We start from the raw sequence: 12,276 nt of genomic DNA on the forward strand, positions 1-12,276 counted from the left end.
CGACCCAAACTGTTCACTGGCGCCTGTGAAAGCGATCGTCCGCGTGTTTCCTTAGTCGGGAGCTACCGATATCAGGAGGTCGGCAACGACGTCACCCCGAAGTGGGCCATCTACAAGTTCAGCGAATTCACGCATCTGGTTTCGCAACTCGACCATCCGTGCATCAGGCTCGGCTTGTGTAGCCCATACGAGTTCGGACGGCCATTGGGCATACGCAAAATAATGGCCGTCAGCGCACCGATGCAAACGCGACCCCAGTCCGCCGCGCTCATCGCGTATGCGTTCGGTGAGTTCCAGCCAGGCGTGCTCGAAGTCTCGCTCACGACCAGAAGCCACTTTCCATTTAAAGTAAATCGCGTGCATGACATCCTGTCGGGCTGTGGCCGAAGCCGTCCGATCGCGAGTGGATGACGTCCTGCTCGTGGATATGTCGTCTATCTGCCTGCTCATACTTTCTCCTTGCTTGTAATGGGAGCGAGAAGAAGTATAGAATCTCAACTTAACTTGAGGTCAAGCGCAATGACGACGATCGATCCCGACAAGAAAGCCCTGACGGTGGGCGAAGTGGCGCGCCGCAGCGGCGTGGCGGTCTCCACCATCCATTTCTACGAATCGAAAGGCCTGATCAAGGGCTGGCGCACCGACGGCAACCAGCGCCGTTATGCGCGCGAAGTGCTGCGCCACATCGCCATCATCAAGGTGGCGCAGCGCACCGGGATCCCGCTCGAGACGATCCGGGAAAACCTGGCCGCGCTGCCGGAAGGGCGCACGATCAGCGCAAAGGAATGGCGGGTCCTCGGCGCCGGCTGGCGCGCGGAACTCGACGAGCGCATCGCGCGCCTGCAGCGCCTGCGCGACGAACTCGACACCTGCATCGGCTGCGGCTGCCTTTCCCTCGCCGATTGCCCGCTGCGCAACCCCGCCGATGCGCTCGGCGCGGACAGCGCCGGCGCCGTGTTCCTCGATCGTCCGGCCGAGGCGGGGTATGATGCCGTTTCCACCAGCAAACCAACGCCATGACCGCGACGCCATGACCGATCCCGACCGCCTTTCTCCCGATTCCATCGCCGCGCTGCAGGCGCGCTTCGACGGCCATTCGCGCAAGGCGCAGGCTTATTACGCCGTCATGCACGAGGCGCGCAAGGTGCTCGGAAACGACGATGCCGCCGACGCCTGGATGAAGGCGCCCCAGCCGGCGCTGGACGGACGCACGCCGGCCGAACTGGTGGCGGATAACCGCACCGACGACGTCCTGGCCTGCCTGCGCAGCGCGAAACCGGGAGCGGCGCGATGACGGTCAAGCGCTGCTCCTGGGCGAATATGGCCAATCCGCGCTACATCGCCTACCACGACGACGAGTGGGGCGTGCCCTGCCACGACGAGAACACCTTGTTCGAGATGCTCAACCTCGAAGGCGCGCAGGCCGGCCTGTCGTGGGAAACCATCCTGAACAAGCGCGACACCTACCGCGCGGCCTTCGACGGCTGGGATGCGGAAAAGATCGCCGCCTACGACGACGACAAGAAGGCCGCGCTGTTGCTGAACCCCGGCATCGTGCGCAACCGCCTGAAGGTCGCCGCCGCGATCACCAACGCCAGGGCCTATCTCGCGCTGCGCGAGCAGGGACTGACGCTCGACGACTACCTGTGGGCCTTCGTCGACGGCAAGCCGATCGTCAACGACTGGCTAGACCACGCCCGCCCGGCGCGCACCGAGCTGTCCGACCGCATCTCGAAGGATCTCGCCAAGCGCGGCTTCAAGTTCGTCGGCTCGACCATCGTCTATGCCTATATGCAGGGCATCGGGATGGTGGACGACCATGACCGCGAATGCCACTGCCGCACCAGGCGCCGCTGACCATGCGGATGCAGGACCACTGGCGCGGCCGCGCGCGCTACACCGTCTTCGACAGCGACCATGGCGACGGCAGCCGCTTCGCCGCGCTGGTCGCGGCCTGGCGCGCCGACCCCCAGCGGCCCGCGCACCTGCACGTGGTGGCGCTCACCGACAGCTTGCAGCCGGGCTTTCACCGCATCCCCCAGGACGATCATGGCGTCACGCTCGACCTGCTGGCGGCGCCGCTCGAGATGGCGCTGGCCGAGCTGAACGCGCATCCCGATTTCATCCGCCTGCACGGCGCGCAGGGCGTGGCCTTCGTCCGTCCGCTGGCGCGCCTGACGGCCCTCGGCGCGCGGCTGGAAACGCAGGGCCTCGATAGCGAACAGCGCGCGGCCTTGAGCGCCCAGGGATTCGTCTTCGATGGCGACGCCGCGACCTTCTCGACCCGCAAGCCGCGCCTGCCGTCGACTCCCGAGCCTGACCGGCGCGCGCTGGTGCTGGGCGCCGGCGTGGCCGGCTGCGCCGCGGCCGCGCGCCTGTGTGCGCGCGGCTGGCAGGTCACGCTGATCGAGCGTCATCCGCAGGTGGCGATGGAGGCGTCGGGCAACCTGGCCGGCATCTTCATGCCGCTGCTTTCGCGCGACGACAATATCCCGACCCGCCTGACCCGCGCGGCATACCTGTATGCGCTGCGCCTGTGGGAGCAGCTGGGCGGCGTCGGCCGCGCCTTCGACGGCGACGGGTGCGGCGTGCTGCAGCTGGCGCGCGATGCCGGCCATGCGGCCGTCTCGCGCGCGATCGCCGGCGACGGCAAGCTGCCGCCGGCCTTCGCGCGCTGGCTCGAACCACGGGAGGCCGAAACGCTGCTCGGCCTGCCCGCGCCGGATGGCGGCTGGCTGTTCCCGCAAGGCGGCTGGGCGCGCCCTGGCAGCGTATGCGAGGCGCTGCTGGCGTCCTGCGGCGATCGCTTGACGCGGCGCTTCGGCGCCGGTGACGTGCGGCTGGAGCGGGGCGACGACGAATGGCTGGCGCGCGGCGCCGATGGCAGTGTCATCGGCCAGGCGCCGACCGTGGTGCTGGCCAGCGGCGCCGGCGCGCGCAAGATGGTGCAGACCCGTGAGCTGCCGCTGCAGGCGCTGCGCGGGCAGGTGACGCACCTGGCGCCGGAGCACGCCCCGCAACTGCCGCTGGTGCTGTGCCGCGAAGCCTACCTGACGCCGTCCGCCAATGGCGTCACCTGCGCCGGCGCGACCTATGACCTGGACGCCGATCCGCAATTGCGCGCCGCCAGCCAGGAAGAGAACGTGGCGCGCCTGCGCGGCCTGGTGTCCGATCCCCACGCCGCCGAGGGCGCGCCGCTGGCGGGCAGGGTGGGTTTCCGCTGCGTGGCGCCGGACCGCCTGCCCCTGGTCGGGCGCCTGCCGGACTTCGCCGCCGCCGGCGCCACCGAGCGCCTGCGCGACGTGCCGCGCCATCCGGGCCTTTACGGCTTGCTGGGCTATGCCTCGCGCGGCCTGATCTGGGCGCCGCTGGCGGCCGAGCTGCTGGCGGCCCAGCTCGAAGGCGAACCGCTGCCGCTCGAGATGGCCCTGGTCGATGCGCTCGATCCGGCCCGTTTCGTGCTGCGCGCGCGGCGCAACAGTCGCCATCCTGCGCCGAATGCCGCGGATATCGGCCCTTGAGCGTTGCGCCGCCGCAAACGTGCGCGCGGAATAGGCGTGCAAGGCCAAACTGTCGAATGCCTGCGGGTATAATTTACTGGTAGCAACTTTTGGCCGAAAGGGCCTGTCCGGATGGAAGATTCACACCACTCGCCCGAGCTGTTCCTGTTCCTGGCGTCCACCGCGCACGACATGAAGAACTCGATCAGCGTCCTGTCCGGCACGCTCGAACGCCTGCTCGACGGCGCCTCGCCCGAGACCGAGAAGGCGTATGCGCAGATGGCGCAAATGCTGTACCAGACGCGCCGCCTGAACGACAACCTGATGCAGCTGCTGGCGCTGTACAAGCAGGTCGGCAAGCCGGGCTACCCGTTCGACGTCCAGCCGCTCGAAGTGGGGCAATTGGTCGAGCAGGTGGTGGCGCTCGAGCGCGTGCTGCTCGAGTCGCGCGGCGTGACCCTGGAGCTGGATGTCGATCCCGAGCTGATCGCCCACGTCGACGAGGACCTGATCGTGGGCGTGGTGTCGCACGCCGTCAACAACGCGCTGCACTACACGCGCGACCGCATCCGCCTGTCGGCGCGCGAAGTCGATGGCGACCTCGAGATCCGGGTCGAGGACAATGGCGCCGGCTTTCCGCCCGCGCTGCTGGCGGCCGGCACGCCGGGCAGCGGCGACAGCGGCGTCAACTTCCTGACCAATAGCGCCGGCCTGGGCCTGTACTTTTCGGGCGAGGTGGCGCGCATGCACCGCCACCGCGAGCGCTCCGGCGCGGTGCGGCTCGAAAACGGCGGCTCGCTCGGCGGCGGCTGTTTCATCCTGACCCTGCCATGAACACGCCTGCCGACCTTCCCAAGCCGGACCCCAAGCCGGATGACGCCAGGCCTGACGCCAAGCCGGCCGCCGCACCGGGGATCACGAAGCCCAAGGTGCTGGAAGAGATCGACTGGGCCAGCAAGCACTACCTGATCGTCGACGACTTCGTCGGCATCCGCCAGCTGCTGCGCGAGAGCCTGCGCAGCCTGGGGGCCAGGAATATCGACCAGGCGTCCAGCGGCGGCGAGGCCATGGGCCTACTCAACAAGCTGCGCTACGACGTGGTGCTGTGCGACTACAACCTGGGCGAGGGCAAGAACGGCCAGCAGGTGCTGGAAGAAGCGCGCATGCGCCATCTCCTGATGCCGTCCTCGGTGTTCGTGATGGTCTCGGCCGAGAAGAGCGTGGAGTCGGTGATGGGCGCGGCCGAGCACCAGCCGGACGCCTATCTGGTCAAGCCGATCACCGAAGGCGTGCTGCTCACGCGCCTGAACCGCGTGTGGCGCCGCAAGCAGATCTTCCGCCTGATCGACCAGGCCTTCATCGAAAAGGATTACCTGCGCGCGGCGCGCCTGTGCGACGACCAGATCGCCGCCAGCCGGGTGCACGAGATCGAGCTGCTGCGCATGAAGGCGCGCATGCTCGAGCGCAGCGGCCAGCCGGCGCGCGCGCGCGAGGTGTACGAAAAAGTGCTGGCCCAGCGCGAATACCACTGGGCGCGCGCGGGCCTGGGCAAGATCCGCATGGCCGACGGCGACTTCGAGCAGGCGCGCCAGATGTTCCAGACCGTGATCGCCGAGAACCGCCACTACATCGACGCCTACGACCAGCTGGCGCGCGCCTACCAGGGCATGGGCCAGCACGAAGAGGCGGCCGCGGTGCTCGAACGCGCGGCCAAGCTGTCGCCCAACTCGGTGCCGCGCCAGCGCCACCTGGGCCAGGCCGCGCTGCGCCTGGGGAACGTGCCGATGGCCGAGAAGGCCTTCCGCAAATGCCTGGTGATCGGCGAATACTCGATCCGCAAGGCCCCGGACGACTACCTCGGCCTGGCGCGCGTGTGCGGCCTGAAGGGCAATACCAAGGATGCGCTGCAGCTGCTCCTGCTGGCCCAGCGCGAATTCGGCAGCGAGCACGAACACATCGTGCTGCGCGCGAAGATCACCGAAGGCCACGTCTACCACGAGAGCGGCGACTACCTGAACGCGCGCCGCGCCGGCGACGAGCTCGATGCGATGCTGCAGGCCGATCCCAAGCGGCCCGGCACCGCGATCTGCATCGAGATGGCGACCCTGCTGTTCGCGGTCGGCGTCAAGGGCACGCCCAACGAGGTGCTGGCCTACGTGATCCGCAACAACCACGACAACACGCTGCTGCAGGACGAGGTGCAGAAGATCTTCGACCGCGCGCGCCTTCACGACGAGGGCGCGCTCATCATCCGCACCGCGCGCAAGGAGGCGGTGGACCTGATGAACCAGGGCGTGGTGCTGTGGAAGACCGGCAAGCTGCCCGACGCCGTCAAGTGGATGCGCAAGGCGCGCGAGCGGCTGCCGGACAACGTCCGGGTGCTGTTCAACGCGGTGCAGATCCTGATCTCGCACATGCAGCAGTGCGGCTACGAGGCCGAGCTGGACGAGGAGGCACGCGACGTCCTGGAGCACGTCGACCGGCTGCAGCCGGGCCAGCAGCGCTTCGCGCAGCTGATGGAGCAGCTCGGTGCGCTGCAGCCGAAGCCGGAGCCCGCCGCGCCGCAAGCCCAGGAAGAAGAGGCCGCGACGCCCAAGGCCGGCGCCGCTCAGTAATCGACCGGGTAGTCCTTGCGGAACGCGGCGCCGCTGAAGGCCTTCTTCTGGGTCCAGTCCTGGGCCGGACTGGTCCAGTAGGAATCGTCGGCCGGCAGGCCCAGCGCCAGGAAGCTGGCCGAGGCGATGTACATGCTGCCGTTGTTGGAATACCAGTCGGCCAGCGCCGGCTGGTGGCCGACGAAGCCGATGGTGAGGTAGCCCTCGCTGGTGAAGTTGCCCGGATCGGTGTACAAGGCCTGGTGCATCGCCTGCATCGCCGCCCGCACCTGGCCCTCGGGCAGGGTCGGCGGCAACTGCTTGCGCCAGGCCAGCAGGGCCAGCGGCTGGAAGGCGGCGCTGCGGTAGGTGAGCGAGCGGCCGATCGGCGGGAAGGTTCCTTGCGGCGAGATGAAGCGCTCCAGGTGCTCGCAATAGCGCTGGGTGCGCCTCAAGGCCTGGGCGCGCAGCTCGGCCGGCTTGCCGTTCCAGAATGGCGCCTTGTGCCGCTCGAGCACCTCGAGGATTTCGAGCAGCATCGGGTACATCACGAAGGAACTGTAGTAGTCGAAGTGGAACGCTTCGCCGTCCTTGATCCAGCCGTCGCCGACATACCATTCGTTAATTTTGCGGATCGCGACATTGGTGCGCAGCGGATCGGCCTCCTCGCCGATCGACAGCAGCCAGGCCTCGTTCATCGCCGCGAACAGCAGCCAGTTGATGAAGGGCGGTTCGATCCGGCGCAGGCCCTTGATCTCGGCGACGATGCGCCGCTTGGTGGTGGTGTCGAGCGGCTCCCACAACGCTTTCGGCGCGCGCATCAGCGCATTGGTGAAGTAGGCCGAGTCGACCAGCGCCTGGCCATGGCCGCGCCAGGTCAGGTAGTCGGGACTTTTCGGATCGACCGAATGCACATAGCTCTGCAAGGCCATCTGGCGCAGGCGCGCACGGGTCTTGCCTTCCGCGCTGGCGTCGTCCGGCAGGGCCAGCCACGGCGCGGCGCCGGCGATCAGCCGGCCGAAGGCTTCCAGGTAGGCGACGGTGCTGTCGCGTCCATCCGAGCTCGGGCTCACCTCGAGCTTGAAGTTCTTTTTCAGTTCGCCGCGCGCCATGTTCGACAGCACCGGCTCGGCCATCTTCTGCAGCAGGCCGGCCATGTACGCGCGGTCGCTTCCCGCGGTAGCCGCAGCCGCCGCCGGCGCCGGCATGGACAGGCCCCCGAGCGCGGCGCCCGCCGCCAGGCTGCCGATGAAATCTCTTCTCTGCATTGCGTCTCCTCGTCGTGGTTGGTTCAGGGCTCGCCGGCCAGCCGTTCGCCCGCATAGGCGCGATACCTGCGGATGCGCCCGGTGACGTCGTCCTTGCCCTGGCGCGGCACGTAGCGCAGGCCGGCCACCTCGACGTCCTTGCCGAGGTCGATCACCAGGCGGTGCGGGTGCGCCGTGCCGGCGCCCGGGCCACTGTAGGCCGTGTGCCAGTAGTCGCTGTTCTGGCCATTGATCGCATTGAGCGCGCCGCCGTCTTCCTTGTGCGCCTCTTCGCTGTCGACCCAGGCGATGGTCCAGGCGGATTGCTCGATCGTCTTGCCATTCTTGTCCAGCAGCGCCAGCTCGGCCACCGCGGCGTAGGGCTTGCCGTCGAAGGCGTCGAGCGACTCCAGGCAGAACTGGCGCGCGCGCAGCGGCGCCGCGAAGCGCACGTCCTGGGTCGCCGAGCCGGGCGCGAACGCGCCTTCGTGCGCGGGCCGCACGCCGTCGAGCTGCAGCCTGACGGTGCTGGGCGGGCGTTCCAGGTCGCGCTCGCGGTGCAACTGGTCGAGGATCGGCTTGGCCAGGCCGGCGATGCGCGCCTCGCGCGGGCCGGTCAGGTCGAGCACGATCACCTCGTTGCGGCCGCGCCTGATCCACGGCCCGGGCAGGTACATGGTCTGGGTCGGCCCAATGCTCCAGTAGCGGCCCAGGCAGCGGCCATTGATCCAGACGATGCCCTGGCCCCAGCCCGACATGTCGAGGAAGGTGTCGTGGGCGGCGCTCGTGTCGAAGCTGCCGCGCCAGAACGCCGCGTCCTTGCTGCGGCCGCGCTTGAACGCCAGCGGCGGCAGCACGCCTTCGGCATCGAAATCGATGGCGCGGATCTCCCAGTTCTCCAGCGCCTGCGCCTCGCCGCCGTTCGGCGTGAACGTGACCGGACCGTGCATGCCCTTGCGGTCATGGATCTCGACCCCGAAGTTCACGCGCGCGATCGTGTACAGCAGGACCTCGACGGTCGCCGGCTTGCTGCGCGCGGGGATCGTCACCTTGAAGCGGCGGTAGCGCGTGTCCATCGTGTCCACCAGCTTGCCGTCGACCCGCACCCAGGCCAGGTCGCGCACCCTGGCCGCCGCCAGCACCCCGGCGGGGCCGGCCGGCAAGGTGACGCGGTAGGCGACGATGCCGCGGCTGATGTCGTAATCCTCGATCGGGCGCGGCGACGCGTCGCGGATCGTGCGCGCCGGCAGACTGGCGCTCAATGACGCGGTCTCGTTCAGGGCGAAGGCGGGGATCGTCATCACCGGCAGCGGCGCCGGCGGCTGCGGCAAGGTCTCGCCTGGCGCCAGGAAGGGCGTCATCGCGGCGCGGTAGGCCTCGAACTTGGCGCCGATCCAGCCGGCTTCGCTGATCGGCGCGTCGTAGTCGTAGCTGGTGGTGTCGGGGCGGAACGGCCGGTCGCAGCCGGCCCACAGGCCGAAGGTGGTGCCGCCGTGCGCCATGTAGAGGCTGAACGAGCCGTTCGCCGCCAGCATCGTCCTGATGTCGGCCACGGCGTTCTCGACGCCGCCGCGGCGGTGCGGCGCGCCCCAGGTGTCGAACCAGCCTGAATAATATTCGCCGCACATCAGCGGTCCCTGCTGCACCTCGGCCAGCGCCTTGAAACCGGCTTCGGGGTTGCTGCCGAAGTTCGCCACCGAATACAGCTCGGGGATGTGGGTCTTGGCCACCGCATTGGTCGGGTTGCACTGGAATAGCGGCACGTCGAAGCCGGCGTCCAGCACGGCCTGGCGCAGCGCGCGCATATAGTCGAGGTCTTCGCCGTAGAAGCCGTATTCGTTCTCGACCTGCACCATCAGGATCGGGCCGCCCCGCGTCACCTGCTGCGGGCCGAGCACGCGGCCGACCTCGCGCAGCCAGCGCCGCGACGGCGCCAGGAAAGCCTCGCTAGTGGAGCGCAGGAAGGCGTCGCCCGGCTGCTTGAGCAGCCACCATGGCAGGCCGCCCATCTCCCATTCGGCGCAGGCATACGGGCCGGGGCGCAGGATCACCCACAGGCCTTCCTGCTGCGCCAGCCGGCAGAACTCGGCGGCGTCGCGCTGGCCGGCCCAGTCGAACCGGCCTTCGCGCCATTCGTGGTAGTTCCAGAACAGGTAGGCGCAGACGCTGTTCAGGCCCATCGCCTTGATGGTCTTCAGGCGGTGCGTCCAGTACTCGCGCGGCACGCGCGAGAAATGCATCTCGCCGCAGCGGATCTGCAGCGGCTTGCCGTCCAGCAGGAAGTCTTCGCGGCCGATGGCGAAGCGGGGAGGGGCCGCGGCGTGGACCTGGGCCGGCAGCAGCGCCAGCGCCGAGCTGGCCGCGGCGCCCTGCAGCAGGCGCCGGCGAGGCAGCGTTGGCGTCATCGCTTATCTCCCGCCTTATCTCCCGCCTTATCTCCCGCCTTATCTCCCGCGTGATCGACCAGGCTTGCGATCTCGCTCGCTGCCAGCAGGAAGGCGCCGACGCCGAAGGGCGCGGTCGAGTCCTGATTCACGACCTGGCCGGGGATCGCGCGCTCGCCGATCGGCTGCACGTAGCCGACCCGGCCATCGGCCTGCAGCGCGACCCGGCTCAGGAAGCGCCAGCCGCGCAGGGCCGTCGGCGCATACGCGGCGCGGTCCAGGTAACCATGGTTGATGCCCCAGGCGTAGGCATAGGTGAAGAAGGCGGTGCCGCTGCTTTCCGGGCCCGGCGCATGGCCCGGATCGAGCAGGCTGCGGGTCCAGTAGCCATCGTCCTGCTGCAGCGGCTTGAGGGCCGCCGCCATGCGGCGGAAGCGCTCGGTCAGCAGGGGCCGGCTTGGGCTGTCCGGCGGCAGGTCGGCCAGCGTCTTGGCCAGGGCGGCGAACACCCAGCCGTCGCCGCGCGCCCAGAAATCCTTGCCGCCATTGGTCGACTTGTGCCTGGGGTAGATGTATTTGGCGTCGCGGTAGTACAGGCCGGCGTCCGGGTCGTACATCAGCTGGTCGGCATAGCTGAAGTAGTCGTGCAGCTTGTCGAGGTAGCGCCGCTCGCCCGTGGCCTTGTACAGCTTCGTCATCGCGGGCATCACCATATAGATGCCGTCGGCCCACCACCAGTAATCGCGGTTGGAAGTGCTCATCTGGTATTCCATGACCTCGCGCGCACGGGCGATGCGGCGCGGGTCCTTGCGGCCATCGAGTTCGTACAGGTCAACATAGGTCTGGAAGCAGGTCTGCCAGTCGCCGAACAGCACGTATTCCTGGGTCTCGCCATAGCTGTACTTCCACTCGGCGCGGTTGTCCGAGTCCGCGCCGCGCCAGCGGTTATGTTCGGCCCAGGCGGTCGAGTAGTCGCGGTAAGCCTCGTTGCGGGTGAGGGCATAGGCCGCCATATTGCCGGTGTGGTAGGCGGCGACGTCCCAGAACGCCCACTGCTGCGGGGCGTGGTTGCGTTGCCAGTAATCGTTGGCGCGGGTCAGGTCGGCCAGGACGTCGGCCCGTGCAGGCGTTTGGCCGCCCGTGCTGGCGCAGCCGCCGGCGATGGTCACCAGCGTAGCCAGGGCAAGCTTGAGGTAGAGTCGTCGCGTCATGTCGTCTTTCATTCAATGTGAGTGTCGCTTGCCGGTCGCCACTGCAAGACCTGCACCGTGGATGGCGGCACGTCGGCCAGTCCTTCGCCATCGACTTGCCGCACCGCCTGCAGGTACAGGTGCAGCTCGCCCTGGCGCCGCCACAATTCGGTGTCGTAGCTCGGTTCCCAGGCGCCGACGGTATTGCTCGTCAGGTCGTGCACCGACCAGCGCGGCGCGTCGAAGCTGGCGATGCGCACCACCGACACGCGCTCGCCGCGCTCGCTGTCGCGAAACACGAGGAGGCCCGACGGATCGCCCGCATGCGCGTCGATCAGCAGCTGCGGGCGCGCGATCGGGATCGCCTTGGTGCCCATGCCGGCGAGCGAGAAGGCGGTCTTGCGAAAGTCCAGGTCGAGCCGGCGCCAGCCTTCGTCGCGCCGGTACAGCACGCGGTACTGGGGCACGGCGCTGTCCGCATTGCGCCAGTAGCTGGCGATATAGGGCCGGCCCAGGGCGTCGAAGGCCATCGAGGTCTGGTTGATCAAGTCGCTGTTCTGCGGGATGCGCGCCGCGTACTCGGCGCTGGCGGCAGTGATCGGCAGCACATAGGGCGTGCCATTGCTGTCTTCCCAGCTCGCGCCGCCGTCGCGCGAGCGCGCATAGGCCATGTCCTGGTTGCTGGCGACGTCGGGCGATTCGCGCCAGACCCAGGACAGGTGGATGACCCCGAGTCCGTCCACGCCGGCCTGCCAGTAGGCGCTGCGCCGCCCCTCGCCGCTGATCAGGTTGTCGGCCACGCGGCGCCAGCCGGTGGCCGGATCGTAGCGGTTGGCGACCAGGTTGCCGCGTCCCGAACCGCCGTCGCGGTACAGGAACAGCAGGCCGCCACCCGGCATGCGAAAGAACTCCGGATACGACACCGACGCTTCGTCGCGCCCGACCATCGGCGCCGTGCGCAGTTCGAGGCTGCCGGGGGCGCTGCCGCGCGCATAGTTCAGCGCGTTGTTGTGCTGGTCCCAGGCCATGTGCAGCACGCCTTCGCCATCGACCATGATGCTGATCGCGTTGTGGGCGTCGCGCACGTTGCCGCGCCAGGCGGTCTGCCGCAGTTCCCAGGCGTCGCCGCCGAGGCGTCGCTTGCCCAGCACGACCCGGCCGGCGCCGTCGTAATAGGCGATGTACTGGTGCGCGCCGTCGCTCGCCAGGGCGTTCTTGCGAAACACCACGGCGTTGACCGAGTTCCCGGCCCAGCCGGGGCCGACGTCGATGATGCTGGCTCCGGGATTGCTGGCGCAGCCGTGCAGCAGCGCGGCGCCAGCCACGAACCCAGTACAGCGGACGAGAAAGGCGGTCATCCG

At 68.7% G+C, this 12,276-nt stretch carries 11 protein-coding genes; 6 read left to right on the plus strand and 5 right to left on the minus strand.

Annotation, left to right across the window (positions count from 1 at the left end; all coding sequences use genetic code 11):
- Positions 1 to 51: 51 nt before the first annotated feature.
- Positions 52 to 450 (minus strand): antibiotic biosynthesis monooxygenase, encoded by a 399-nt coding sequence (locus tag KY496_RS27480; RefSeq protein WP_370659791.1) that lies wholly within the window; start codon positions 448 to 450, stop codon positions 52 to 54.
- Positions 451 to 519: 69 nt separating this feature from the next.
- Here KY496_RS27480 and soxR point away from each other — a divergent pair, with 69 nt between their 5' ends.
- From soxR to KY496_RS21230, 6 genes are all read left to right on the plus strand, one after another.
- Entirely contained in the window at positions 520 to 1,020 is a 501-nt protein-coding gene (gene soxR / locus KY496_RS21205) for a redox-sensitive transcriptional activator SoxR (RefSeq protein ID WP_071360639.1), read from the plus strand.
- A gap of 10 nt (positions 1,021 to 1,030) precedes the next feature.
- Positions 1,031 to 1,294 (plus strand): antitoxin Xre/MbcA/ParS toxin-binding domain-containing protein, encoded by a 264-nt coding sequence (locus KY496_RS21210; RefSeq protein ID WP_219862289.1) that lies wholly within the window; start codon positions 1,031 to 1,033, stop codon positions 1,292 to 1,294.
- Complete coding sequence (locus KY496_RS21215) at positions 1,291 to 1,857, plus strand: DNA-3-methyladenine glycosylase I (protein WP_219862291.1); 567 nt, start codon at positions 1,291 to 1,293, stop codon at positions 1,855 to 1,857. The genes KY496_RS21210 and KY496_RS21215 overlap by 4 nt, the downstream gene beginning before the upstream one ends.
- Positions 1,830 to 3,521 carry an FAD-dependent 5-carboxymethylaminomethyl-2-thiouridine(34) oxidoreductase MnmC gene (gene mnmC, locus KY496_RS21220; RefSeq protein ID WP_229520327.1) on the plus strand — a complete coding sequence of 564 codons (1,692 nt, stop codon included), beginning with the start codon at positions 1,830 to 1,832 and terminating at the stop codon, positions 3,519 to 3,521. Before KY496_RS21215 ends, mnmC begins: the two co-directional genes overlap by 28 nt.
- A gap of 111 nt (positions 3,522 to 3,632) precedes the next feature.
- Positions 3,633 to 4,334 (plus strand): sensor histidine kinase KdpD, encoded by a 702-nt coding sequence (locus tag KY496_RS21225; RefSeq protein ID WP_005663167.1) that lies wholly within the window; start codon positions 3,633 to 3,635, stop codon positions 4,332 to 4,334.
- Positions 4,331 to 6,115, plus strand: a complete 1,785-nt coding sequence (locus tag KY496_RS21230) for a response regulator (protein ID WP_219862293.1) — start codon at positions 4,331 to 4,333, stop codon at positions 6,113 to 6,115. Before KY496_RS21225 ends, KY496_RS21230 begins: the two co-directional genes overlap by 4 nt.
- Here KY496_RS21230 and KY496_RS21235 read toward each other — a convergent pair.
- From KY496_RS21235 to KY496_RS21250, 4 genes are read right to left on the minus strand one after another with little or no spacing between them, the layout of a single operon-like run.
- Positions 6,109 to 7,362 (minus strand): DUF2264 domain-containing protein, encoded by a 1,254-nt coding sequence (locus KY496_RS21235; RefSeq protein ID WP_219862295.1) that lies wholly within the window; start codon positions 7,360 to 7,362, stop codon positions 6,109 to 6,111. The two genes, KY496_RS21230 and KY496_RS21235, sit on opposite strands and share 7 nt — an antisense overlap.
- A 23-nt stretch (positions 7,363 to 7,385) precedes the next feature.
- Positions 7,386 to 9,746 carry a beta-galactosidase gene (locus KY496_RS21240; RefSeq protein ID WP_219862297.1) on the minus strand — a complete coding sequence of 787 codons (2,361 nt, stop codon included), beginning with the start codon at positions 9,744 to 9,746 and terminating at the stop codon, positions 7,386 to 7,388.
- Positions 9,743 to 10,936: a glycoside hydrolase family 88 protein gene (locus tag KY496_RS21245; protein WP_229520328.1), complete on the minus strand. Its 1,194-nt coding sequence runs from the start codon at positions 10,934 to 10,936 to the stop codon at positions 9,743 to 9,745. Before KY496_RS21245 ends, KY496_RS21240 begins: the two co-directional genes overlap by 4 nt.
- Before the next feature lie 8 nt (positions 10,937 to 10,944).
- Positions 10,945 to 12,273 carry a BNR repeat-containing protein gene (locus KY496_RS21250; RefSeq protein WP_229520329.1) on the minus strand — a complete coding sequence of 443 codons (1,329 nt, stop codon included), beginning with the start codon at positions 12,271 to 12,273 and terminating at the stop codon, positions 10,945 to 10,947.
- Positions 12,274 to 12,276 lie beyond the last annotated feature (3 nt).

The sequence above is a fragment of the Massilia sp. NP310 genome, from assembly GCF_019443485.1.
GTDB lineage: Bacteria > Pseudomonadota > Gammaproteobacteria > Burkholderiales > Burkholderiaceae_D > Telluria > Telluria timonae.